The organism is Clostridium sp. 1001270J_160509_D11 (genome assembly GCF_015667935.1).
Classification (GTDB): Bacteria; Bacillota; Clostridia; order Peptostreptococcales; family Peptostreptococcaceae; genus Intestinibacter.
In genome coordinates, this window is sequence record NZ_JADPET010000007.1 from 12,684 (window position 1) to 39,283 (window position 26,600).

The window sequence follows — 26,600 nt, forward strand, 5'->3', positions numbered from 1 at the left end:
TATAAATAATGCAGGTTTTGAACCTGCTGACATTAAAGTTAAGCACTTGAGTTTAAATTACTTTCAAAAAAGTAATAAAATAGTATAAAATTGTTAATGATACTTTTTAAGAGCTAACTTAATTAAGTCGATTTGCTGACTTATTGAATGGAGGGCTGGTTGTTTAATGGCCAAAAAAGATGTAATAGAATTTGAAGGTACAGTTGTAGAAAACTTACCAAATGCTATGTTTAAAGTTAAATTAGAAAATGGACATGAAGTATTATGCCATTTATCTGGTAAGCTAAGAATGAACTTCATAAGAATTCTTGAAGGTGATAAGGTTAAAATAGAACTTTCACCTTATGATCTTACAAGAGGAAGAATCACTTGGCGTAAGAAGTAGACTAGCGTATAGTCTAAGGAGGGATTAATAATGAAGGTAAGACCATCAGTAAAACCAATGTGTGAAAAATGTAAGATAATCAAAAGAAAAGGTAAAGTAATGGTTATCTGCGAAAATCCAAAGCACAAACAAAAACAAGGATAATATAAAAAATGATAGCATTTACAGTTGTTTTATGCTATAATAGAGAACTGTGATGTTAACAAAAATTGTTAAAAAATAACGAAAAAATAGATACGAAAATATGTAAAAGACTCGGTTTTTTACAGAAAACTAATGTAGGAGGTGCAACTATGGCAAGAATCGCTGGGGTAGATTTACCTAACGAAAAGAGAGCGGAAATAGGCTTAACTTATATATATGGTATAGGTAGAGCAACTGCTAATGAAATATTAGCTAAAGCTGAGATAAATCCTGATACAAGAATAAAAGATTTATCAGAAGAAGAAGTTAATACATTAAGAAGAATCATAGATAATGATTTCTTAGTTGAAGGTGACTTAAGAAGAGAAATCGCATTAAACATAAAAAGATTAAGAGATATAAAATGTTACAGAGGTATAAGACATGCTAAAGGATTACCTCTAAGAGGACAAAAAACTAAGACTAATGCTAGAACTAGAAAAGGTCCTAGAAAAACTGTATCTCGTAAAAAGAAAAAATAATAAATAGATAGGAGGGAAATCGAGAAATGGCTAAACCAAAAAAGAAAGCAACACGTGTAAGAAGAAGAGAACGTAAAAATATAGATCGTGGACATGCACATATACAATCAACTTTTAATAATACAATAGTTACTTTAACTGACGTTCATGGAAATGCTATATCATGGGCATCTTCAGGACAATTAGGATTTAAAGGATCAAGAAAATCAACTCCATTTGCTTCTCAAATGGCTGCAGAAACTGCTGCTAAAGCTGCGATGGAACACGGTTTAAAAAGCGTAGAAGTATTTGTTAAAGGACCAGGTTCTGGTAGAGAAGCTGCTATAAGAGCTTTACAAGCTACAGGACTTGAAGTAACAATGATAAAAGACGTCACTCCAATACCACACAATGGATGTAGACCACCAAAAAGAAGAAGAGTATAATCATAGGAGGTATAGACAATGGCAAGATATACTGGTGCATCATGTAGACAATGCCGTAGAGAAGGAATGAAATTATTCCTTAAAGGTGATAGATGTTATACAGATAAATGTGCTGTAGTTAAAAGAAACTATGCTCCTGGGCAACACGGACAAGGGAGAAAGAAACTTTCTAACTATGGATTACAATTAAGAGAAAAACAAAAAGTTAAAAGAATATACGGAGTTTTAGAAACTCAATTCAGAAATTTATATGAACGTGCAGAAAAAATGTCAGGTAAAACTGGTGAAAACTTATTATGTCTATTAGAAGAAAGATTAGACAACGTAGTTTTCAGAATGGGATTAGCTAACTCTAGAAAAGAAGCTAGACAATTAGTTACTCATGCACACTTTACTTTAAACGGTAAAAAAGTAGATATACCATCATTAACTGTTAAAGTTGGAGATGTTATAGCTGTTAAAGAAACTTCTAAATCATCAGCTAAATTCAAAGCTCTAGTTGAAGCAAACAAAGTTGCTCCAAACTGGTTAGATGTAAACTTAGAAGAAATGTCTGCTAAAGTAGTTGCATTACCAACTAGAGAAGATATAGATATCGAAATAGCAGAACACTTAATCATAGAACTTTATTCAAAATAATAAGCAGTTTTTAAAAATAATTTTAAAATTGTTTACCCTCAGTGGATTAACAAATTTTAAGGAGGGTTTAGTCCATGATAGAAATAGAAAAACCAAAAGTAGATATAGTTGAGCTTAGCGAAGACTATAGATATGGAAAATTCGTAGTGGAACCTCTAGAGAGAGGCTACGGAATAACTATAGGGAATGCCCTAAGAAGAATATTATTATCATCTTTACCAGGTGTAGCAGTACACTCTATAAAAATAGACGGAGTGTTACATGAGTTCTCTACAATACCAGGTGTAAAAGAAGATGTTACTGAAATAATATTAGCATTAAAAGAACTTTCAGCTACTATTGATGGTGAAGGAAGTAGAACACTTAAAATAGAAGCTCAAGGTCCATGCTCTATCAAAGGATCTGACATAATATGTCCTCCAGACGTTGAAATATTAAGTAAAGATTTACACATCGCTACTTTAGATGATAATGCTAAACTTAATATGGAAATATATGTTGATAAAGGTAGAGGATATGTACCAGCAGAAGAAAATAAAACAGACAATATGCCTATAGGTGTATTACCTGTTGATTCGATATATACTCCCGTTGAAAAAGTTAGCTACCATGTAGAGAATACAAGAGTTGGTCAAAAATCAGATTATGATAAATTAACTCTAGAAGTTATGACTAATGGAAGTATAAATCCTCAAGAAGGAATATCTCTAGCTGCTAAAGTACTTGTTGAGCATTTAAATCTATTCATAGATTTAACTGAACACGTAAGTAACGTAGAAATAATGGTAGAAAAAGAAGAAGATCAAAAAGAAAAAGTTTTAGAAATGACTATAGAAGAATTAGATTTATCAGTTAGATCTTATAACTGTTTAAAAAGAGCGGGAATAAACACAGTTGAAGAATTAGCTAATAAGTCTGAAGATGATATGATGAAGGTTAGAAACCTTGGTAAAAAATCATTAGAAGAAGTAATTCAAAAACTAGAAGAACTTGGATTAGGTCTTAAACCAAGCGAAGAATAATCGACAAAGGAGGGATTGACATGGCTACTTATCGTAAATTAGGTCGTGTGACTTCACACAGAAATCTTATGTTAAGAAACTTAGTAACTGACTTACTAAGAAATGGTAGAATAGAAACTACTGTAACTAGAGCTAAAGAAACTCGTAGAATGGCAGAAAAAATGATAACTCTTGCTAAAAGAGGAGATTTACATGCTAGAAGACAAGTTTTAGCTTACGTTATGGATGAAACTGTTGTAAACAACTTATTCACTGATTTAGCTCCAAAATATGCTGAAAGAAACGGTGGATACACTAGAATAATCAAAAAAGGGCCAAGAAGAGGCGACGCTGCTGAAATGGCATTTATAGAATTAGTATAGTAAATAATAGTTTTATATAGATAAACCCATACTGTTTAGTATGGGTTTTATTTTTTTATACAATAAAATATGAATAGATAGGTTTATACTATGTATATATTAAGTATATAAAATATTTTAATTGTATCCGTAAGAAACAAAAAATATGGAAATACTTTCAAATTAACAGCAATATTTTTAAATTTTTATGGCTAAACTATGTTATAATAATAAACTGTATAAGTTTTTAAACTACTGCTTTATAAAGGAGTATATGAGATGGAAAATATAATAAATGTAAAGGATATGACCTTTGAATATGTAACGATAGATTCTAAATTTAAAGCAATAGATGATTTGAGCTTAGAAGTAAAACAAGGTGAATTTGTTGCAATAATAGGTCATAATGGATCAGGTAAATCAACTTTATCTAAAAATTTAAATGCAATTTTAGTACCAACTCAAGGTGATATTTATATCGATGGTATGAATACAAAAGATGAGTCAAAACTGTGGAATATTAGACAAACTGCAGGAATGGTATTCCAAAATCCAGATAACCAAATAGTAGCAACAATAGTAGAAGAAGATGTTGCGTTTGGTCCAGAAAATCTTGGTGTAGAGCCAACATTAATCAGAGAAAGAGTTGAAGATGCTCTAAAAAGTGTTGGTATTTATGAATTAAAGGATAGACAACCTCATTTATTATCAGGTGGTCAAAAACAAAGGGTTGCAATAGCAGGTATTATAGCTATGAGACCTAAATGTATTATATTTGATGAAGCTACAGCAATGTTAGACCCATCAGGTAGAAAAGAAGTTATGAACGTAATAAAAAAATTAAATAAAGAAGAGAATATTACAACTTTACATATAACCCATTATATGGAAGAAGCTGTCCAAGCTGATAGAGTAGTTGTTGTAGACAAAGGTAAAAAACTATTAGAAGGGACTCCAAAAGAGGTATTTAAAAATGTAGATTTATTAAAGGAAATAGGTCTAGATGTACCTTATATGACAGAACTAGCTAGCCTTTTAAGAGAAGAAGGACTAGATTTAGATGATGACATATTAACAGTGGATGAAATGGTGGATAAATTATGTCAGTTATAGTAAAGAATTTAACTCATATATATGATGAAGGAATGCCTTTTGCAAGCAAGGCTCTTGATGATATTTCTTTTGAGATAAAAGATAATGACTTTGTTGGTTTAATTGGACATACTGGTTCTGGAAAATCAACATTAATACAACATTTAAATGGTTTATTAAAGCCATCTTCTGGTCAAATTATAGTAAATGGTTTTAATATAACAGATAAAGATTTAAATTTAACTGAAATTAGAAAAAGAGTAGGGATAGTTTTTCAATATCCAGAGTATCAATTATTTGAAGAAACTGTAGAAAAAGATATTGCATTTGGTCCAGGAAACTTAGGACTAGATAAAGCTGAAATAAGCAAAAGAGTTAAAAATTCGATGGAAGCAGTTGGACTTGACTACGAAACATATAAAGATAAATCACCATTTGATTTATCAGGTGGTCAAAAACGTAGGGTAGCAATAGCTGGTGTAATAGCTATGAACCCAGAAGTACTTATATTAGATGAACCGACAGCAGGATTAGACCCAGGCGGTAGAGATGAAATATTTAATCTGATTAAAAAATTACATCGTGACAATAATATAACTATAATACTTTCATCACACAGTATGGATGATATGGCAAAACTTGCCCAAACAATAATTGTTATGAATCATGGAAAAATAGAATTTATGGGAACACCTAGAGAAGTCTTCACTTCTCATGCTGACAAACTAAGAGAAATAGGCCTAGATGTGCCTCAAGTATTAGAATTAGCAACTAAATTAAGACAAAAAGGCTTTGATATAAGACCAGACATACTTACAGTAGAGGAAGTCAAAGACGAAATACTAAAAGTTATGAGAGGAAGAAAGAAATGTTAAAAGATATAACTATAGGTCAATATTATCCAGCAAATTCTAAAATCCATAAATTAGATCCAAGAACAAAGATTATAGCAGCAATTATATTTATGATTGCTCTATTCGTAGTAAATCAATTTTGGCCATATGCAATTATATTTGCAATAATAGCAGCTGTAGTTAAGGCATCTGATATCCCTATGAAATATATGATGAAGGGACTAAAGCCTTTAAGATGGATTCTATTATTCACATTTGTAATAAATATGTTTTGTTTACCTGGAGAAGTACTTGTTGTTGGAGGAGTTAAACTTCAATTAGGATTTTTAAAAATTACTGATGCAGGTCTAAGACAAGCGATATTTATGGCTATTAGATTAATATACTTAGTTGTAGGTACATCTTTATTAACACTTACAACATCACCAATACAATTAACAGACGGTATAGAAAGACTTCTATCACCATTTAATAAAATAGGTCTACCAGTACATGAACTAGCAATGATGATGACTATAGCATTACGTTTTATACCAACATTATTAGATGAAACAGATAAAATAATGAAAGCTCAAATGTCTAGAGGGGCTGATTTTGAAAGTAGCAACCTTATAAACAGAGCGAAAAACTTAGTACCATTATTAGTACCATTATTCGTAAGTGCTTTCAGAAGGGCTGACGAATTAGCTATGGCTATGGAAGCTAGATGTTATAGAGGTGGATATAACAGAACAAAAATGAGACAGGCTGTTATTACTACTGCAGATAAAGTAGCATATTTACTTATGATACTATTCTTAGCAGGAAGTATAGCAAGTAGATTTATACACATATTAGTATAATTTAATAAGTAAAACTGTAAATAACAATTATAAAAATTGATTTTTAGATTATGTGATAAAGTATTTTATAAGCTATATTACGTCTAAAAATCAATTTTTTAAATTAAAGAACAATTAACAGTTTTTTATTTATAAATACTTACAAAGTAAAATAATTTAAGATTGAAGAGGTAATTAATGAGAAACTTAAAGATTACTTTACAATATAACGGTAAAGACTACTGTGGATGGCAAAAACAACCCAATGCACTTGGGATTCAAGGGACAGTAGAAAAAGCCATATATGAAATAACAAAAGAAGAAGTAAAGGTTACTGCATCGGGAAGAACAGATGCAGGTGTGCACGCCCTAGGTCAAGTGGCAAACTTTAAAACAGAATGTAACATACCAGCAGATAGAGTACCTGATGCATTAAATGCCAAATTGCCAAAAGATATTTCTGTAATATCATGCGAAGAGGTTGACATAGACTTTCACGCACGATATAATGCTTGTGGAAAGACATATAGATATTTAATCTACAATAAACCTTACAGAAGCCCTTTATACAAGGATTTATCATATCATGTGAGGTATGACTTAGATTTAGATAAAATTCGCTCAGAAGCCAAATATTTAATTGGTACACATGATTTTGGCGGATTTATGAGTTCTGGCTCATCAGTAAAAGATACAGTGAGAACTATCTATGATGTCGATATAAAAGAAAACGACGGAATGATATCTATTGAAGTGAGTGGAAACGGATTTTTATACAATATGGTAAGGATAATTGTAGGTACACTTGTGGATATAGGTCGAGGCAGAATTAAACATAATATGGAAGAAATAATAAATTCCAAAAGTAGGTCAATGTGTGGTCACACAGCGCCTGCACATGGTTTATTTCTCAAAAAAGTTAACTATTAAACCCTTGACACTTTTTCGTAGTTGTATTAGAATATATAGGAATGTGTTAATAAGTCCACAACGCCCCGGACTTTATATAAAACGGTAAAATAAAATTTTTGAAAATTAAGAAGGAGGGACAACCATGAAAAGTTATATAGCTAAACCAGCTGAAGTACAAAGAAATTGGTACTTAGTTGACGCTGAAGGAAAAACATTAGGTCGTCTTGCTACAGAAATAGCAACTATATTAAGAGGAAAACATAAACCAACATTTACACCACATGTAGACGGTGGAGACTTTGTTGTTGTTGTAAATGCATCAAAAGTAGTTTTAACAGGAAAAAAATTAGATCAAAAATACTATAGATATCACACTGGTTATGTAGGTGGATTAAAAGAAATCTCTTACAGAGAAATGATGGAAAAGAAACCAGAAGAAGTAGTAGCACATGCAGTTAGCGGAATGTTACCAAAAAATAAATTAAGAGCTAGAATGATGACTAGATTAAGAGTATTCGCAGGAGCAGAACATACTCATGCAGCTCAAAAACCAGAAGTAATAAGCTTCTAATTTAACTAGGTGAAAGGAGGAGTTATCATGGAAAAAGTACAATTCTACGGAACAGGAAGAAGAAAAAGCTCTGTAGCTAGAGTTAGATTAGTTGCAGGTGAAGGAAACATAACAGTAAACGGAAGAGCATTAGACGAATATTTCGATTACGATACATTAATAAGAGATGTTAAACAACCATTAGTTTTAACTAACAATGAAAACAAATATGACGTTATAGTAAGAGTTGAAGGTGGAGGATTCACTGGACAAGCTGGTGCTATAAGACATGGTATATCTAGAGCTTTATTAAAAGCTGATGCTGAATTAAGATCAGAGCTTAAAAAAGCTGGATTCTTAACTAGAGATGCTAGAATGAAAGAAAGAAAGAAATACGGATTAAAGGCTGCAAGAAGAGCACCTCAATTCTCAAAAAGATAGTATTACCTTATATGGTATTTATGAAAGTCTTGAAGTTATTAACTTCAAGGCTTTTTTTGTTGTATAAAAAAGTATATTAGGGGTGATTTATTAGAATGATTGATTTTAATACATACATATTATTCATTTGATATAATTAAAGTAAAAACTAGTAGTATAAGGGGGATAATGTATGAATGAAGATACATTTAATTGGAGTAACTTTTATGAGGAGTTTGCAACAACATTATTAAAATATAAAAATGATAGGGAGAATCTTCTTTCTAAAATTAAAAGTGTTTATAAAGAAATAGGAATGAAGTTACCCAAAATGGAGAACAATGGGGAAATATTTGATATAGACCCATTTACAGTTTTTGGATTGTTTAATAAGGGAATAAATGATGGAAATCGTAAGCGTATTTTAGGAGGAATCTCTAGCCAATTCAATCTTAAAAATGAGATACCATATAGTTTTGATGGAATTCCATTAGTTAATAATCTAAGTGCTGCTTTTTTTTATTTTTCTGAAGAAAGGGGTAAAAATGATATAAATAATCTGTGGGAAGTTTTTGAATCAGCTATTAGATATGCTGATAATCCTACACAAGAAAATAAATTAAAAATAGAATCTGCATATGACAAAGTAATTAAACAAAAAGGCATTCAGTGGAATATTACAATGGGATTATACTGGATTCGTCCAAATACTTATATAAACCTAGACTCAAAAAATAGAGAATTTATTATTAGTGAAAAAATTCTTCCAGAACAATTTATTAAAGAAATAAATCAATTTAAAAATATACCAAATGGTGAACAGTATATTCAATTATGTGATTTACTATTAGATAAAATAAAATATGGTAAATATGGTTATATAAATTTCAAAGAATTATCTTTTATGGCATATGAACAAGATGATTATAGACCAGCAGTTAATAAATATAATAAACAAAATACAGATATATCTAAAAATACAATATTATATGGCCCTCCTGGTACTGGAAAGACATACAATACAGTTATGTATGCAGTTGCTATAATTGAAAATAAAAAACTTGAAGATATAAAAAGGGAGAATTATACAAAGGTTATTGATAGATATAATAAGTATAAAGAAGATGGGGTTATAGAGTTCACTACATTTCATCAATCTTATGGATATGAAGAATTTATAGAAGGTATTAAACCAGTTATACATAGTGATGAAGAAGATGAAACTGATATACAATATGAAGTGGTTCCAGGATTATTTAAAAAGTTTTGTGATATAGCTGGTAAACCAATTTTGAGAAAAGAAAAATGTGATATAGGTATAAATGAATCACCAACTATATGGAAAATTTCACTTGAGGGTTCAGGCGAAAATTCAACACGTACCGAATGTATGAGAAATAATCATATTAGAATAGGATATGATGAGTATGGTAGGGAAATTACAAATCTATCTAAAGGTGATGCTGGTAGAAACATATTAAATTATTTTATTAATGATATGAGTATAGGTGATATAGTTATGTCTTGCTACGATTGTAATACCGTGGATGCTATTGGTGTAGTAACAGGTGAATATGAATGGCATGATGAATATGCTGAATATAAAAGATTACGTAAGGTAAATTGGATTGTAAAAGGTATTAAAGAGAATATTATAAAAATTAATAATGGAAGCAGACTTAGTAATCCTACGGTATATAAATTAAGAATGGATTTATCAGATGTTATGGAAATTATAGAGAAATATTCTAATAATACTATAGAGGTTGAAGAAAAGAAAAAGAATCATATTTTTATAATAGATGAAATCAATAGGGGAAATATATCAAAAATTTTTGGAGAATTAATTACGTTAATAGAACCGACAAAACGTATAGGTCAGGCTGAAGGACAAAAAGTTAAATTGCCTTATTCTCAAAAACTTTTTGGAGTTCCAAATAACGTGTATTTAATTGGGACAATGAACACAGCAGATAGATCTATTGCAACAATTGACACAGCATTACGACGTAGATTTAATTTTAAAGAGATGTTGCCAGATTCAGAGGTTTTAGATGGAATTTATGTAGAAGATGTTTCTGTCAAAGATATATTTATAAAAATGAATAAGCGTATAACTGTTTTATTTGATAGAGAACATACTTTAGGACATGCTTATTTCTTACCTCTGAAAGATGCTCCAACTATTGAGACGCTGGCAAATATTTTTGAAAATAGTATTATTCCTCTATTACAAGAATATTTTTATGAGGATTATGAGAAAATCCGACTGGTTCTTGGTGATAACCAAAAGGATACTGAGGATAAACAGTTTATTACAATAGAAGAAAATGATTATAATGATTTATTTGGAGATACAGATTATGAATTTGATGAAATGAGAACTTATAAAATAAATAGTTTTGCATTAACAAATATTGAAGCATATCGCTCAATATAATTTGTGAGAGGTATAAAGAATGAAGAAAACATATCAAATAACTGAATATAGTTCGTTTGCAAGGGGAAAAAATATTACAGGCTATACCTACTTACCAAATTATATATTTGACATATTAGAGGAGTTTATACTTTCAAATAAAAATAGAGATGTAGAAGCATTAGAATTTATGAATATTTCAGTAAGAAAGGGAATAGGAAAAGTTATAACAGCAAAAAACTATGTTGGAATAATTGAAATAAAAGATGGTACAACTATTGAAATTCTTCCTAAGATTTATTCACAAGAAGATGTAACAGAAGCTAAAGTTAAAAAATTAGTTATGGATATGTTGAAAACTTTAAGAAAATCACCATATAAATCTTTACAGGTAGCTAATGTAAGTGTTGATAAAATGAATATCTTTGAAATTTTTATAAGAATGTTTATAAATGAAGTACTACTTATTGTAAAGAAGGGTCTAAAGTCAAATTATGAGACAATAGAGTCTAATGAAAGAGTGTTCAAAGGAAAAATGAAATTTGCACAACAAATTAAGTACAATTATGCACATAAAGAGCAAAGTTATGTAGAATATGATGAATTTAATACGAATTGTCCTGAAAATAAGTTATTAAAATCTACATTACTTTATCTATATAAAAATACACATTCTTTGAAAAATAAAAATGATATAAAAATGTTGTTAAATAGCTTTTTGGAAGTTGAAAAATCTATTAATTATGAAGAAGATTTTAATAGAATAATAGCAGCTGATAGAAATAAAAAGGATTATACAACAGCATTATTATGGAGCAAGATTTTTCTTATGGGCAAGAGTTTTACTTCATTTTCTGGTTCAAAGATTGCTTTTGTACTGTTATTCCCAATGGAAAACTTATTTGAAAGTTATGTAGCAGAAGTTCTAAGAAGGAATTTAAATAAATCAGCATATAATATTTCTATCCAAGATAAAACACATCATCTATTTGATGAACCTAATAAAAAATTTTTGCTAAAACCAGATATTGTTGTTAAAAATAAAAAAGATAATAATATTGTTATATTAGATACTAAGTGGAAGCTACTTTCTGGTCAAAAATCAAATTATAGTATATCTCAATCTGATATGTATCAAATGTATGCTTATTCTAAAAAGTATGGAGCTGAAAATGTAATATTGTTATATCCTAATACAGAAAAGATTATAGTAAGTAAACCTATAGAATTTAAATCAAAAGATGGCATTAGTGTAAAAGTAAGATTTATAGATTTATTTAATATTAAGGAAAGTATCAATCAATTAATCATTGAATTATAATACATAAAAAAGTTAAAATAATAATTTGTATTTCAATAAACTAATCAGATGAAAAAATACGTATATTTTTACTTGAAACTAAAATTATATTCGTATATAATAAACTTGTAAAACAAAGAACGGTCAAGTGACTGGTGGAAACATCGAAAGATGCGTAGGATAACCTACAGGGAGCTTGATTATATATTTAGGAATTGCCGACCGCCTGGGCACGTATTATATTCTATGGGATATTTGCGTGTTTCAGGCGGTTTTTTAATTGAAAAATAATTTATCTTAGGGGGAAATATAATGAATATATTATCACTTGCCAACGAATTGAGTAACAATACTTATCCAGGAAGAGGAATAGTTATCGGGAAATCTAAGGACGGAAAAAAAGCAGTAACAGCTTATTTTATAATGGGAAGAAGTAATAATAGTAGAAATAGAGTATTTGTAGAAGATGGAGAAGGAATAAGAACACAAGCATTTGATTCATCAAAACTTGAAGATCCATCATTAATAATTTATGCTCCAGTCAAGGTTTTAGGAAATAAAACAATAATAACTAATGGAGACCAAACAGATACTATATATGAAGGTATGGATAAACAACTCACTTTTGAACAATCACTTAGAAGTAGAAAATTTGAGCCAGATGCTCCAAATTACACACCTAGAATATCAGGAATAATGCATATTGAAAATAATAAATACAATTATGCAATGTCTATATTAAAAAGTAATAATGGCAATCCAAACTCGTGCAACAGATATACATTTGCGTATGAAAATCCAATAGAAGGTCAAGGTCATTTTATACATACATATATGCATGACGGCGAGGTATTACCAAGTTTTGAAGGTGAACCTAAATTAGTAGAAATAGATGGAGATATAGATGAATTTACTAATATGATATGGAGTAATTTAAATGAGGATAACAAAGTTTCGTTATTTGTCAGATTTATAGATATTAAAAGTGGTGAATATGAAACAAGAATAATCAATAAAAATAAATAGATAAATGTTTTAAAAATTATAGATGTATTTCGTAGTATAATAGATAAATTTAAATATAAAAAAGAGGTATTAAATAAAAGTGTATAATAGCACAAAAGGAGTATATATAATGAAAGAAATTCAATTAAAATATGGGTGCAATCCAAATCAAAAACCATCAAGAATATTTATGGAAGATGGTTCAGAACTACCAGTAAAAGTCTTAAATGGGAAACCAGGATATATAAACTTTTTAGATGCTTTTAATGGGTGGCAGTTGGTTAAAGAGTTAAAAGAAGCTACAGGACTTCCAGCAGCAACATCATTCAAACATGTATCGCCAGCAGGAGCGGCAGTAGGAAAAGAATTAGACGATACATTATCAAAAATATATTGGGTTGATGATTTAGGAAAATTATCACCACTTGCAAGTGCATATGCAAGAGCTAGAGGAGCTGATAGAATGTCATCATTTGGCGATTTTATAGCATTATCAGATATATGTGATATTGATACTGCAAATTTAATAAAGAGAGAAGTTTCGGATGGAATTATTGCTCCAGGATTCACAGATGAAGCTTTTGAAATATTAAAGACAAAGAAAAAAGGCAATTATAATATAATCCAAATAGATGAAAACTATATTCCAAACAAATTAGAAAGAAAGCAAGTTTATGGGGTGACTTTTGAGCAAGGTAGAAATGAATTAGATATTGATGATGATTTATTATCTAATATAGTGACTATAAATAAAAATATCCCAGAAGAAATATTAATAGATATGAAGATTGCACTTATCACATTAAAATATACTCAATCAAACTCAGTTTGTTATGTTAAAGATGGTCAAGCGATAGGCATAGGGGCAGGGCAACAGTCAAGGATTCACTGTACTCGTCTTGCTGGGCAAAAAGCAGACAATTGGTATCTTCGTCAATCACCTCAAGTAATGGGGCTTGAGTTTAAAGATGAAATTGGTCGTGCAGAAAGAGATAATGCAATAGATATCTATATAGGGGATGAATATATGGATATTCTTTGTGAAGGAGAATGGCAAAAAATATTTAAAATAAAACCAGAAGTTTTTACAAAAGAAGCTAAAAGAGATTGGTTAGATAAAATGACAGATGTAGTTGTAGGGTCTGATGCATTTTTCCCATTCCCAGATAATATAGAAAGAGCACACAAAAGCGGAGTTAAATATATAGTTCAGCCAGGGGGATCAGTAAGAGATAATGAAGTAATAAAATGTTGTGATAAATATAATATAGCTATGTTATTTACAGGCATAAGACTATTCCATCATTAGAGAATATATAAAAAAGGTAGAATTAAAAATAAAATAAATTTTTAATTCTACCTTTTTATATTTGTGATTTAATTATCTGTAAAAGTGTTTACAGAAGTTTTTTAATTCATTTAAGAATATAGTTGTAGATTTAGAATGATTGTTATCATTTAAAACATATGTAAAATATTTTTCATAATAACTTTCTAATGGAAGAATGCATATATCTTCATTTTTATAAGATGGCTCTGCAATAAGTTTAGGAATAATGCTAATACCTAATTTATTTTTTACAGCCTCTTTAATTGCATAATCACTTCCCAAAGTCAACATACTTTCTGGTTTAAGATGATTCTCTTTTAAGAAAAGATCTATAAAATGTTTTGTTGAACAATTATCCTCTCTAGTTATCCATCTTTTAGACTTTAGCTCGTTCATATATGTAGAGATATCTTTAATTGTGTTTGCATATGGGATTATAAGAACCATTTTTTCTCTCAGAAATCTATTTTGCATAAGAGTATTTTTTTCATATAATTCTTCTATAAGTCCTATATCTATTTCATTATTTCTTAATTTATTTAGAATGTTTTTATCACTATCTGTAAATATATCTATATTTATATTTGGATATTTTTTTAGAAACTCAGATAAAAATTTCGGTAAAAAATACTCTTCAAGAACAGAATTGACTCCAATTTTTATACTACCTACTACATCATCATTATTATTTTCTATTAATTCCCCTGGGGTATCATCTATTATATTAAAAATCTGTTTTGCCCTTTTGTATAATAAGTTTCCGCTCTCTGTTATAGTTATTTCATTGTTTCTAGAAATAAGAGCGATATTTACTCTAAAGAATTGTTCTAAGTATTTTAAATGTTCATAAACAGTTGCTTTAGAGAGATTCAAATTTTCCATAACTTTCATAACATTGTCGGTTTCGACTATAGATATAAAAGTTTTTAATTCAGGTAGCATGACAACCCTCCTCAATGGTATTTTATTTAAGCAACCTTAAAAATTCGCATTGTTTATATTTTAGCATTTTTCTTTATTTTATACACGTTTAATATTTAGTTTGTAAGAATATTGATATATTTAATGATAATAAATAACTATAAATACAGCAAAAAATCAAAAAAAGACGTATTGATATAGACATATTAATTTAGACAAGTATTTTTTATTATGATAAACAAATATTAATTTACATATATATGAAAATTAATATTATAGTAAATTTATTGATTTGTGATAAAACTACGCTTTTTTGACGTATATATCGTAAGCTGATACATTAATAATATATCAGTTAACGATATATTAGGAGGCGATAGATATGAACAAAGAGACACCACTGACAGAAGCAGTTTATTATATATTATTAGCAGTTAGAGAGCCCAATCATGGATATGGAATAATACAAGATGTATTTGATATGACAGATGGGAGGGTGAATTTAGGTCCAGGAACTTTATATGGAGCAATAAATTCATTATTAGAAAAAGGCTGGATAAAACTATACAGCGAAGAAAAACAATCTAGAAAGAAAAAATCTTATGTAATAACACCTTTAGGGGTAGAGGTGTTTAAAAAAGAAGTTATAAGATTGAATGAATTAATAAAAAATGGTGAAAAGATGGGGGTATGATAATTATGATTAAGTATCGTTATTATATAGATAACCAAAAAGAACAAGACTGGTTAAATAAACTTAGTAGAGAAGGATGGGCATTGAAAAAATTTTTCTTGGGATTTTATAAATTTGAAAAATGTGAACCAGGAGAATATGAATATCAAATAGATTTAATGCCAGAAAATGTAGAACAACAAGACTATTATGATTTTATGGAGGAAGCTGGAGTAGAGGTTGTATGTAGATGGTATTATTGGGTATACCTTCGCAGAAAAACATCTTCAAACAATGAATTCAAACTATACTCTGATAAAGAATCGCTAAAAGGTCATTATGAAAGTATTATAAAGTTTTTAAAACCATTTATGTACTTAGAATTGATAGCTTCACTATTGCAATTACCACCGATATTTATAAGCAACTCTAAATTTAATATATTTTCATTTATATTCTTATTCATACTATTCTTTATAGTATTTAAATCAGTAAGACGCTTTGAAAATAGAATAAAGAGAATAGAAGAGGATGTTAAGTAATAATTTATAAAGTTAATAAATTTACTTAATTAAAAGGGGAGATTAAAATGAAAGATTTTATTTATGCTGCATTACCTTGGATTATAATGGGGTTAACAATTGCTGTTTTGGCAGTGAAGTTTAGTAAAGCAAATTCTAAAAAAGATAATGAAATTGTGGATAAATCCAATATGGATGATAAAAAAGAAGCTCATAATAATAAGCAAAATGATCAAACAAATAACAATATGGCAACTGGGATGTGTATAAAAACAAAATAAAGTTATCCACAGTGGATAACTTTTGGGAATTTACATTTAGTAGGATAGATTTATTGAAAAAATATTTTTGTATTGGTACTATGTTAATAGTGATTAAAAAGTCCGGTGCAAAAATATTTTTTTGTATTAATTTTAAATCTAGAAGGGAGTGTGGAAAAAATTAATATTAATGAGATAGCAAAGTTAGCGGGGGTTTCACGAGCAACAGTATCGAGATATTTAAATAATGGATATGTCAGTGAAGAAAAAAGAAATATAATTGCAAAGGTAATAGAGGATACAGGGTACATACCATCAGCTCAAGCTAGAATACTAAGAACAAAAAAGAGTAAGTTAATAGGTGTTATTATACCAAAGCTAGATTCACAATCTATAAGTAGAGAAATTTTAGGTATAAATGAAGCTTTATCAAAGGAAGGATATCAAATTATCCTTGCTGATACATTTAACAATGAACATAAAGAATTAGAATATCTTAAGGTTTTACAAAATAATCAGGTAGATGGAATTATATTAATAGCAACAGTATTTACTAAACAGCATAAAAAACTATTACAAGAGTTAAGTATACCAGTAGTAATAGTAGGACAATATTTAAAAGGTTATTCATGTATATATAATGATGACTATAATGCAGCAAAAGATATAACTAAAGAATTAATAAAGGATAATAGAAAAAATCCTGGATATATAGGTGTAAACTTAGATGATGAATCAGCTGGTAGCGGAAGATATAATGGGTATATAGATGCACTAAAAGAGTATGGGATAGATATCAATAAAAATAATATGAAAATAGCAAAGTTTAATATGGAGGATGGTTACTTAAAAACAAAGGAACTTTTCTTAGAAAATCCAAATATAGACGCACTATTTTGTGCAACAGATAATATCGCTGTTGGAGCTATGCAATACTTAAAAGAATGTGGAAAGAAAATACCAGAAGATATTTCAATAGTTGGTTTTGGTCATACAAATATATCAAAGGTTGTAGAACCTAAATTAACAACAGTACATTTTCATTATAAAACTTCTGGAATAGAAGCTGCTAATATAATTATGAATATGATTGAAAATGGAGACAAAATTATTAGAGATATAAAAATGGGGTATGAAATAATAGTTCAGGAATCAACAAATTAAAAATAAGCACTTAATCTGATAATGAGATTGGGTGCTTTTTTAATTTACAACTTATTACCTAGAGCAAGAGATGAAGCCATTGGCGCTATGAATGAAGTGAATTTATATGTATAATTAGTGATAATACATATATAAAGGGGATATCAAAATAAAATATGGAATTGATTTCAGATTTTAATAAATTTATAAGTTAGTCATAACAAGTTATATGATTAAAGAATGTGGAAAAAAATTCAAAAAACCTTTGCATAAATATAAGTAGCGTGCTACAATGAACTTGAGAAATGTGAGAACGATATCATATATTACAAAAGGGGGATAAAAATATGGAAGAAAATAAACAAGAAAAATATTTACGCATTTCGAAAGAAATAGTGAATTACGTAGGTGGAGAGGATAATATTCAAGGCGTTGCACATTGTGCAACAAGATTACGTATAGTGCTAACTGATAATAATTTAGCCGACATTGAAAAATTAGAAAATATTGATTCAGTAAAAGGCGTGTTTATCGCAGGTAACCAATTGCAATTAATATTTGGAGCAGGTTTAGTAAATGAAGTTTATGAAGTATTCAGTCGTTATACACATACAGAAAATATGTCGCTTGGAGATATTAAAGTTCAAAGTGCTCAAAAACAAAATCCAATACAAACAGTAATCAAGTCTTTATCAGATGTTTTTATCGGTATTATGCCTGGGATATTAGCTGCAGCATTACTTATGGGGATTACTGGTGTTTTAGGCAAATGGGATGTTGTTGTAAATAATGAAACATTATATGCAATTAATAAATTAGCAAGTATAGCTGCTAATGGAATATTTAGTATTTTACCAATGGCTGTTTGCTATAGTGCTACTAAGAGATATGGTGGAAAACCAATCTTAGGTATGATTGTTGGGGCGATAATGCTTGATTCTTCTTTAGCAAATGCATATTCAGTTGGATCAGGAAGTGTTGTTCCAGAAGTTATTAGGATTTTTGGCTTCCCAATTGAATTAGTAGGATTTCAAGGTGGAATTATAATCGCATTAATGATGGGATTTGTAGTTGCTAAATTAGATATTTTCTTTGATAAAAAAGTACCTGATTTTATTAAACTATTATTATCACCATTATGTACAGTATTTATTTCTACAGTATTATTATTCACAGTTGTTGGACCATTAGGTAGAGAGTTAGGTAATTTAATAACAGGAAGTTTAATTTGGATGACTGAAAATCTAGGTGCGTTAGGTTATATGATTTTTGCAGGTTTACAACAAATAGTAGTTATTACAGGTTTACATCATATTATAGGAGCTGTTGAAGCTCAGTTAATTGCTGATACAGGGAGAAACTTCTTAAATCCTTTAATGTCAGTTGCATTGATGGGGCAAGGTGGAGCTGTTTTAGGATATTTAATATTAAACTGGAATGATGTAAAAGCTAGAGAATTATGTATTCCTTCATTTGCATCAACTTTATTCGGAATAAGTGAACCAGCTATATTTGGTGTTAACTTACGTCATAAGTTCCCACTAGTTGCTGGATGCTTAGGAGGAGCTATTGCAGGTGCCTATGTTTATTTTGCTGATTTAGCAGCATTAGGGTTTGGGACAAGTGCATTACCTGGTATAGCTATTACTGACCCTACTAATAATGGATATATAAATTATATAATAGCTCATATAATTGCTTTATCTACAGGTCTTGTGTTCTGTGTGATATTTGGTAAAGTTAAAGACAAAAAAACTACTAAAGTAGAAGATAGTGAATATGATGTTTCAGAAAAAGTAGGCAATATTGAAGTTACTTCTCCTGTAAAAGGAAGAGTTAAAAATATAGGTGAATCATCTGATGCTACATTTGCATCAAAATGTATGGGTGATGGAATTGCTGTAGATGTAATTGATGGGGAGATTGTCGCACCTTGTGATGGAAAGATAACTATTGTATTCCCAAGCAAGCATGCTATAGGAATGAAGCTGAAAGATGGTTCTAGTATACTTATTCACTGTGGTATTGATACTGTTAATATGGATGGTGATGGATTTGAAACATTTGTTGATGTTGACCAAGAGGTTAAAAAAGGAGATTTATTATTAAAATTTGATATAGATTTAGTAAAAGAAAAAGGATATTCTACGGAAACAATGATGTCATTTGAATTAGCTGACAAACGTACTTTACAAATGCAATACACTGGTCAAACTCAAGGAAAAGATGTTGTTGCAGTAGTTAAATAGGAGGTGGGGATCTCTAATGATGACAAAAGAAGATTACTTAAATGAATACAAGACTCATAAAAGTATGCGAGATAATGTTAAAAGGGATAATTATCGATTACAATATCATTTGATGCCTCCAACAGGTTTTTTAAATGATCCAAATGGGTTATTTCAAAAAGACGGTGTCTACCATATTTATTTTCAATATACACCTTTTACAGCTGGATGGGGAACAAAGCTTTGGGGACATTATACAAGCAAAGATATGATTAATTTTAATCAAGAAGAACCATTTTTATATCCAGATATTGCTCTTGATAGGGATGGTGTTTATAGCGGTTCTGCCTTTGTAGAAGATGAAACAATTCACTATTTTTATACTGGAAATGTGAAGTTGACTGATAGAGAAGATTATGACTATATTAATTCTGGGCGTGAACAAAATACAATTCATATGACAAGTAAGGATGGATATAAGATTAGTGAAAAGGAATTAATTCTTTCTAATGATGACTATCCAATAGATATGTCCAAGCATGTTAGAGATCCAAAGATATTTAAAAAGAATAACTATTATTATATGGTTTTAGGTGGTAGAACATCAGATAATCAAGGATGTGTGTTATTATATAAGAGTAAAGATTTAATTAATTTTGAGTATTATAATCGTATAGAAGTTGATGATTTCGGATATATGTGGGAATGTCCAGATTTATTTGAATTAGATGGAGAATTATTTTTAGTAGTATGCCCACAAGGAATATCTCAACGAGGTTATGATTATTCTAATGTTTATCAAACTGGATACTTTAAAGTTGATTATGATTTTGACAATAATACTTACAAAATAAGTGAATTTAAAGAGTTAGATAGAGGATTTGATATTTATGCTCCACAAAGTTTTTTAGATGAGAAAAATAGACGTATACAATACGCATGGATGGGAATACCTGATGCAGAATATAACAATCAACCAACTGTTGATTATTGTTGGCAACATGCTTTGACTATGCCTAGAGTTTTATCTTATAAAAACAATCAGATTTATCAACAACCACTAGATGAAATGAAAAATTTAAGATTAGAAAAAATAGTATCCAACTGTAAAAATATTAAACAAAAGGATACAGTTGTTTATGAAATGCAAGTTGATTTTGATAAGTCTCAAGATTTTGTTTTACAAATAAGAGACGACGTTCAATTATCATATTTAAATCATGTTCTTTCATTAAGTCTGAAGCAAAGTGGATATGGACGCTCAATTAGAGCAGTTGAATTAAATGAAGTTAATAGCTTGACTATATATAGTGATACATCAAGTTTAGAAATATTTATTAATGATGGACAAGAAGTATTTACAACTCGTCTTTATGGAAAATTATCTAATCAAAATATAGAATTCTTAACAGAAAATAAAGGTGAAGTATTCTTCTATCCGTTAAAAGGATATACAATTATTAAAAATGATTAATCAAAAGAGATTGTCACATAATAATATTGTGTCAATCTCTTTTAGCTTTTGATATACAAATTGATAGAAGAGGTGAAAATTTAATGAAAAAATTAATTTCAATAGGAGAGGCATTAATTGATTTTATACCTACAGAGTCAGGTAAAAAAATCAAACAAGTAGATGGTTTTAAACCAGCAGTAGGTGGAGCACCAGCTAATGTATGTGCTGCTTTTACAAAATTAGGCGGAGAGTCAAAAATGATAACACAATTAGGTGAAGATCCTTTTGGAGATAAAATAATAGATGAATTTAGAAAATATAATATAGGTTGTGAATATGTATCAAGAACATCAGAAGCTAATACGAGTTTAGCTTTTGTAGCTTTAGATGAAAATAAAAACAGAGAATTTTCTTTTTATAGAAAACCTGGTGCAGATATGCTACTTGAAGCAGATACTATAAAACAAGAATGGTTTGAAAATATATTTGCACTTCATTTTTGCTCTGTTTCAATAGGCGATTTCCCTATGAAACAAGCACATGATAGAGCTATTGAATATACATTAAATAACAATGGAATAGTAAGTTTTGATTTAAATGTAAGACTTCCATTATGGAAAGCCCCAGAAAGATTAAGAGAAGCTATATTAGAAATGATACCAAAAGCACATATTTTAAAAATTTCTGATGAAGAATTAGAATTTGTGACTGGAGGAACAAATATAGAGCATGAATTAGATAAATTATTTGTAGGTAATGTCAAATTAATCATATTTACAAAAGGTAAAGATGGAGCAGAGGCATACACAAAATTTGCAAAAGCATCAATACCTGGAATAAAAACACAAGTAGAAGATACTACTGGAGCAGGAGACGGATTTATAGGCTCGTTTTTATATCAATTAGATAAAAATAGTGTAGATGTAGATAAATTAAAGTTATTAAACAAAGAGGATTTAGAAAGATATTTAGATTTTTCAAATAGATACTGTGCTATAAGTGTAACAAAAAAAGGGGCTATGGATTCTTATCCTACATTAGATGAATTTTTAGAAATTATATAAAAACTATATACAGGTTAAAAAGGTATGTAACTTAAATTTTAATAATATCAAATTATTTGAAATTCCATATGAACTAATGTTTATATGGAATTTTTATATAGATATAAAAATAGTAATACATCAAAAGTTGGATATACTATAAATATTAAAAAATTAGGAATTAATAGTTAATAAACATTATATAAACTAATACAAAAATATTAGGAGTATACAATATGAAAATTAGACTAGGCTATGTTGCAATATCAAATGCATTAGGAAAAAAAGTAACAAGCTCCAGCAATGTTACTTATAAAACATATAGTAAAATAACATCAGAAGAAAAGAAAATAGAAAAATTAAAATCTATAACACATTCAAATTTTGAGGGTCTGGAAAAAATCCTTAGATACAATATAGAAAATGATATACATTTTTATAGGCTTACATCAGCACTAATACCATTAACTACACATCCAGATGTTCCAAACTGGGGATATAGAAAACTATTTAAAAAGGACTTTGAATATATAGGCAAATTGATAAAGAAAAATAATATGAGGGTAGATACACATCCAGATCAATTTAATGTAATTAATAGTGCAAATGATGAAGTTGTAAAGAATACTATAAAGAACTTATCAAGACAGGTAGAGTGGTTTGAAGATATGGATTATCCAATAGGAAAAATGGTTATTCATATAGGTGGTGCAACAGGGGGGAAAGAATCGGCACTTAGTCGTTTTGTTGATAATTTTAAAACATTTCCACATGATATACAAACTAGGCTTATTATTGAAAATGATGATAAGATATATACAGCACATGAAACACTTACTTTATGTAAACAATTAGATATACCTATGGTATTAGATGTTCATCATCACAATTGTAATAATGAAGGTGAAAATATATATGATATGCTAGGAGAGATTTTTGGTACATGGAATAAACAACAACTTCCGCCAAAAATTCATTTTTCTTCGCCGAGGGATGGAGAGCTAGATAGAAAACATGCAGACTATATAGATGCATCTTCATTTATAGATTTTATAGAAAATAGCAGAATAGTTAATACAGATTTTGATGTGATGTTAGAATGTAAAGAAAAAGACATTGCTCTTTTTAAACTTGTAGATGATATAAAGAAGCTTAGACCAGAATACACTTGGATAGATAAAACTACATTAGAACTTTAAATTATATTTATAATATAAAAGTATTTAATATAATTATGAGCCAAAGTAAATGTAGAACAATACTACAATTACTTTGGCTCTTTTAGTTAAATATATAATTCAATTTGCAGAGTGCAAAAACTGAAGGCTTATTATAAACGAGTATCCCAAGCTCCACAGAATGCATCTACAGAACTTACACCTTTAAACTCAGATTTACCCATTATTTTTTCTATAACTAAATCTAATGTTGCATCATTATCAGAGTATGCATTTATATAAGTTGGTACCATAGGTACATCTATTAAGTGGAATGGATTGAATACAGATACACAAACTGTTGGTAATTCTGTTACATACCATGGGATATCTGGACCCATAGGCATTGCCCAAGTTATACGTCTAACGTTGCTTTGAGAGAATCCAGCAACATGAACGAATAACATTACTGCATCAAATTGATCCACGAATTCTTTTATTGGAGTAGCAGCTAATAATTGTTTACCATTTAATCCAGCAGCTGGGTCAAATAAAGTAACTTCAAATCCTTGAGCTTCTAATTTAGCTTTTACTCTTTGGTTTAATCTATCAGCTTCTACTTTGTTTGGAAGAAATCCAGCTTGCTCTACAGTATAAAGCATTATTCTTTTATGAGTTTCTGGAGTTAATGGTAATTGATTTTTAGTATTTTTAACTAAAGTTATAGCTTGGTCAGCTATGTCTTTAGCAACTTGTTTATGTTCTTCACAACCTATTACAGAAAGACCTTCTTCAGCAGGAACTAAAGTACCTTCAGCTTTTTTAGTATGTAATTTTAACATTGCTTTAAATGCTAATATACGAGTAACAGCTTCGTTTAATCTTTCTTCAGTTAATACACCATTAGCTAAACCTTCTTTTATAGCTTCTATATCTTCTTCTTTATCTCTATAGTAAAGTATCATATCGCATCCAGCAGCTATAGTATAAGGCATTATTTCAGCTCTTCTCATAGCAGAAGTTAAACCAACCATATGAGTTGCATCAGTTATAACTAATCCGTTAAATCCTAATTCATCTCTTAATAAGTCTTGTAATAACTCTGGAGCTATAGTAGCAGGCATTATTTCATTATCTTTTATTCCTGGTCTTAATTTTCTAGACATTTCAGGAAGTCTTATATGTCCTATCATTACTGATTCAACACCAGCATCTATCATGCCTCTATAAACTTTACCGAAGTTTTCTTCCCATTCTTCAACAGACATATCGTTGTTAGTAGTTACTATATGTTGATCTCTTTCATCAAGACCATCACCAGGGAAGTGTTTCATACAGCTAGCTAAACCAGCATCTTTAGCACCTCTTAAATATTCTTTAGACATGTCTAAAACTTGTTCAGCTTCACTAGAGAAACATCTACTTGAAACAACACAGTTTCTCCAGTTTTTATTTATATCAACTATTGGAGCGAAAGTCCAGTTACAACCTATAGCTGCAGCTTCTTTACAACCATAGTATCCTAATTTATATGCATTTTCTTTATCTTGAGTAGCACCTATTGTTACATGGTGACCGAAGTGAGTACCCCCACCAACACCACCATCTCCACCAGCTTCTATATTAGCAGCTATTAGAGCAGGTATCTTACTTGTTTCTTGTATTACTTTATTTTGTTTATATAGGTCAGCTGGAGACATATTGTTATATCTAAATCCACCCATACCGTATTTTTGTATTCTTTCAACTACTTCTTCTTCAGTATTATTCCATAACATATCAACGAAAACTTGTCCTATTTTTTCATCTAATGTTAAATTTGCTAAAGTTTCTTCTACCCATTTTATATCTTCATCAGAAAGATAAAATGGTTTTGCTTTTAAATTAATCGCCATTTTTTTATTCCTTTCGTTGTCGAATATTTTATACATTATTTATCGGGAATACCTATTCCTTGTTATAATTATATCAATCGAGAAAAATATATTATAGAATATTTGTGAATAGTTTTAGCACAAATATTACTTGTTTTATAAATTTTAGTTCATATATAATTGTTATATTAATTTAAATGAGGGATTTGGTATTAAGGGGATTTGTTAGGTAAAGGGAGAAAATATAATGATTTATGAAAAAATAGATTTAATATCAGAAATGTTAGACGCAACATTAAATTTAAAATGTTTTTGTATAAAGGGATTAAATGATGACTTATCATTTATAAAAGAGTTAATGTTACCTATATTTGTAGATAATAATAAAGAAAAAGATAAATTTAGAGATATGTTATTCAATATGGAAGAAGAGCATGTATATCTTTTAGATAATTTAATTTTAGGAAATTATATTGTTATATGTTTAAACAAGATAGAACAAAATTATTTATTCGTAGGTCCGTATTTATCTGAGAATAAATATGAAGATTTATTAAACTATACAGATGAATACAATATATCTAATAATGATATAGAATTTATACATAGATATTATAATACTTTGCCTTTTATTAATAAAAGTAAAATTACATCTATTATATCTGTAATAAAGAATAATATTTATGATAAAGATATAGACCTCAAATTTATATTTAAAAAGAAATTTAAGAAAAATGAGCGTGTTCATTTACATAGTAATAAAATCACAACAGACTTATTAGATTATAAATATGTTGAAGATTGTATTCGATTAGATAAAAGGCTTGTGCATACAGTAAGCTCAGGAAGCAAAGTAAATTCTTTGAAGGTATTAGACAAGATTTTAGATTTATATTTTGTAGAAGAAGAAGAAGCTTATAATATCAGAATGCATCAAAATAAGCTGATTTATTATAATACATTACTTCTTGTTATGTTAAAAGATAAAGATGTTAGCAATATATATGCAGCGAGTTTATTTAAGAGATATATGAAAAAAATAGAGTCAGCAAGATTTGATAAAGATATAAAAGATATATTTTATGATATGGTGATGGATTACTGCTTTGCAATTAGTGAATTTAATATAAAACATCACTCATCA

At 29.0% G+C, this 26,600-nt stretch carries 28 protein-coding genes and 1 riboswitch; of the genes, 26 read left to right on the plus strand and 2 right to left on the minus strand.

Features of this window, described 5'->3' with window-relative positions; all coding sequences use genetic code 11:
- Positions 1-166 precede the first annotated feature (166 nt).
- From infA to I4U58_RS01680, 17 genes are all read left to right on the plus strand, one after another.
- Positions 167-385 (plus strand): translation initiation factor IF-1, encoded by a 219-nt coding sequence (infA, locus tag I4U58_RS01600; RefSeq protein ID WP_007285309.1) that lies wholly within the window; start codon positions 167-169, stop codon positions 383-385.
- Between the two features lie 30 nt (positions 386-415).
- A complete protein-coding gene (rpmJ, locus tag I4U58_RS01605) occupies positions 416-529 on the plus strand; it encodes a 50S ribosomal protein L36 (protein ID WP_018590391.1) in 114 nt (37 codons plus the stop codon).
- A 149-nt stretch (positions 530-678) separates the two neighbouring features.
- Positions 679-1,050, plus strand: a complete 372-nt coding sequence (rpsM, locus tag I4U58_RS01610) for a 30S ribosomal protein S13 (protein ID WP_007285310.1) — start codon at positions 679-681, stop codon at positions 1,048-1,050.
- Positions 1,051-1,076: 26 nt separating this feature from the next.
- Positions 1,077-1,475, plus strand: a complete 399-nt coding sequence (gene rpsK, locus I4U58_RS01615; RefSeq protein WP_007285311.1) for a 30S ribosomal protein S11 — start codon at positions 1,077-1,079, stop codon at positions 1,473-1,475.
- A gap of 18 nt (positions 1,476-1,493) precedes the next feature.
- Entirely contained in the window at positions 1,494-2,114 is a 621-nt protein-coding gene (rpsD, locus tag I4U58_RS01620; protein ID WP_195929286.1) for a 30S ribosomal protein S4, read from the plus strand.
- 74 nt (positions 2,115-2,188) lie between these two features.
- Positions 2,189-3,136 carry a DNA-directed RNA polymerase subunit alpha gene (locus I4U58_RS01625; protein ID WP_195929288.1) on the plus strand — a complete coding sequence of 316 codons (948 nt, stop codon included), beginning with the start codon at positions 2,189-2,191 and terminating at the stop codon, positions 3,134-3,136.
- Between the two features lie 20 nt (positions 3,137-3,156).
- Positions 3,157-3,498 carry a 50S ribosomal protein L17 gene (gene rplQ / locus I4U58_RS01630; protein ID WP_195929290.1) on the plus strand — a complete coding sequence of 114 codons (342 nt, stop codon included), beginning with the start codon at positions 3,157-3,159 and terminating at the stop codon, positions 3,496-3,498.
- 258 nt (positions 3,499-3,756) lie between these two features.
- Entirely contained in the window at positions 3,757-4,590 is an 834-nt protein-coding gene (locus I4U58_RS01635) for an energy-coupling factor transporter ATPase (protein ID WP_195929292.1), read from the plus strand.
- Positions 4,578-5,444, plus strand: coding sequence for an energy-coupling factor transporter ATPase (locus tag I4U58_RS01640; RefSeq protein WP_195929294.1), 867 nt, complete (start codon positions 4,578-4,580; stop codon positions 5,442-5,444). Before I4U58_RS01635 ends, I4U58_RS01640 begins: the two co-directional genes overlap by 13 nt.
- On the plus strand, positions 5,438-6,265 hold the full coding sequence (locus I4U58_RS01645) for an energy-coupling factor transporter transmembrane component T (RefSeq protein WP_195929296.1): 828 nt from the start codon (positions 5,438-5,440) through the stop codon (positions 6,263-6,265). Before I4U58_RS01640 ends, I4U58_RS01645 begins: the two co-directional genes overlap by 7 nt.
- Before the next feature lie 177 nt (positions 6,266-6,442).
- On the plus strand, positions 6,443-7,174 hold the full coding sequence (gene truA, locus I4U58_RS01650) for a tRNA pseudouridine(38-40) synthase TruA (RefSeq protein ID WP_195929298.1): 732 nt from the start codon (positions 6,443-6,445) through the stop codon (positions 7,172-7,174).
- Between the two features lie 124 nt (positions 7,175-7,298).
- A complete protein-coding gene (gene rplM / locus I4U58_RS01655; protein WP_007285319.1) occupies positions 7,299-7,727 on the plus strand; it encodes a 50S ribosomal protein L13 in 429 nt (142 codons plus the stop codon).
- A gap of 27 nt (positions 7,728-7,754) precedes the next feature.
- Positions 7,755-8,147: a 30S ribosomal protein S9 gene (gene rpsI, locus I4U58_RS01660; RefSeq protein WP_195929300.1), complete on the plus strand. Its 393-nt coding sequence runs from the start codon at positions 7,755-7,757 to the stop codon at positions 8,145-8,147.
- Between the two features lie 172 nt (positions 8,148-8,319).
- Complete coding sequence (locus I4U58_RS01665) at positions 8,320-10,566, plus strand: AAA family ATPase (protein WP_195929302.1); 2,247 nt, start codon at positions 8,320-8,322, stop codon at positions 10,564-10,566.
- A gap of 19 nt (positions 10,567-10,585) precedes the next feature.
- Positions 10,586-11,866 (plus strand): McrC family protein, encoded by a 1,281-nt coding sequence (locus I4U58_RS01670; RefSeq protein WP_195929303.1) that lies wholly within the window; start codon positions 10,586-10,588, stop codon positions 11,864-11,866.
- A gap of 117 nt (positions 11,867-11,983) precedes the next feature.
- Positions 11,984-12,084: riboswitch (ZMP/ZTP riboswitch) on the plus strand.
- Between the two features lie 73 nt (positions 12,085-12,157).
- Entirely contained in the window at positions 12,158-12,871 is a 714-nt protein-coding gene (locus tag I4U58_RS01675; protein ID WP_195929305.1) for an IMP cyclohydrolase, read from the plus strand.
- 109 nt (positions 12,872-12,980) lie between these two features.
- Positions 12,981-14,159: a phosphoribosylaminoimidazolecarboxamide formyltransferase gene (locus tag I4U58_RS01680; protein WP_195929307.1), complete on the plus strand. Its 1,179-nt coding sequence runs from the start codon at positions 12,981-12,983 to the stop codon at positions 14,157-14,159.
- A gap of 72 nt (positions 14,160-14,231) precedes the next feature.
- On the opposite strand, the gene I4U58_RS01685 is transcribed toward I4U58_RS01680, so the two are convergent.
- Positions 14,232-15,122 (minus strand): LysR family transcriptional regulator, encoded by an 891-nt coding sequence (locus tag I4U58_RS01685; RefSeq protein WP_195929309.1) that lies wholly within the window; start codon positions 15,120-15,122, stop codon positions 14,232-14,234.
- 361 nt (positions 15,123-15,483) lie between these two features.
- Here I4U58_RS01685 and I4U58_RS01690 point away from each other — a divergent pair, with 361 nt between their 5' ends.
- The 8 genes from I4U58_RS01690 to uvsE all read left to right on the plus strand — a co-directional run bounded on the left by I4U58_RS01690 (position 15,484) and on the right by uvsE (position 23,624).
- On the plus strand, positions 15,484-15,795 hold the full coding sequence (locus I4U58_RS01690) for a PadR family transcriptional regulator (protein WP_195929311.1): 312 nt from the start codon (positions 15,484-15,486) through the stop codon (positions 15,793-15,795).
- A gap of 5 nt (positions 15,796-15,800) precedes the next feature.
- On the plus strand, positions 15,801-16,316 hold the full coding sequence (locus I4U58_RS01695) for a DUF2812 domain-containing protein (RefSeq protein ID WP_055089442.1): 516 nt from the start codon (positions 15,801-15,803) through the stop codon (positions 16,314-16,316).
- A gap of 47 nt (positions 16,317-16,363) precedes the next feature.
- Positions 16,364-16,576 carry a hypothetical protein gene (locus tag I4U58_RS01700; protein WP_195929312.1) on the plus strand — a complete coding sequence of 71 codons (213 nt, stop codon included), beginning with the start codon at positions 16,364-16,366 and terminating at the stop codon, positions 16,574-16,576.
- Between the two features lie 150 nt (positions 16,577-16,726).
- Positions 16,727-17,719 (plus strand): LacI family DNA-binding transcriptional regulator, encoded by a 993-nt coding sequence (locus I4U58_RS01705; protein WP_307993776.1) that lies wholly within the window; start codon positions 16,727-16,729, stop codon positions 17,717-17,719.
- Between the two features lie 326 nt (positions 17,720-18,045).
- Positions 18,046-19,947, plus strand: a complete 1,902-nt coding sequence (locus tag I4U58_RS01710; RefSeq protein ID WP_195929314.1) for a PTS transporter subunit IIBCA — start codon at positions 18,046-18,048, stop codon at positions 19,945-19,947.
- Between the two features lie 16 nt (positions 19,948-19,963).
- Positions 19,964-21,400, plus strand: a complete 1,437-nt coding sequence (locus I4U58_RS01715; protein ID WP_243269532.1) for a glycoside hydrolase family 32 protein — start codon at positions 19,964-19,966, stop codon at positions 21,398-21,400.
- Between the two features lie 83 nt (positions 21,401-21,483).
- A complete protein-coding gene (locus I4U58_RS01720; protein WP_195929315.1) occupies positions 21,484-22,446 on the plus strand; it encodes a carbohydrate kinase in 963 nt (320 codons plus the stop codon).
- A 215-nt stretch (positions 22,447-22,661) separates the two neighbouring features.
- On the plus strand, positions 22,662-23,624 hold the full coding sequence (gene uvsE / locus I4U58_RS01725) for a UV DNA damage repair endonuclease UvsE (RefSeq protein WP_195929316.1): 963 nt from the start codon (positions 22,662-22,664) through the stop codon (positions 23,622-23,624).
- Between the two features lie 131 nt (positions 23,625-23,755).
- Here the strand turns inward: uvsE and I4U58_RS01730 are convergent, their stop codons facing one another.
- Positions 23,756-25,477: a glycoside hydrolase family 3 N-terminal domain-containing protein gene (locus tag I4U58_RS01730; RefSeq protein WP_195929317.1), complete on the minus strand. Its 1,722-nt coding sequence runs from the start codon at positions 25,475-25,477 to the stop codon at positions 23,756-23,758.
- A 226-nt stretch (positions 25,478-25,703) separates the two neighbouring features.
- Here I4U58_RS01730 and I4U58_RS01735 point away from each other — a divergent pair.
- Positions 25,704-26,600 (plus strand): hypothetical protein (locus tag I4U58_RS01735; protein WP_195929318.1); only part of this gene is annotated, 897 nt, incomplete at its 3' end.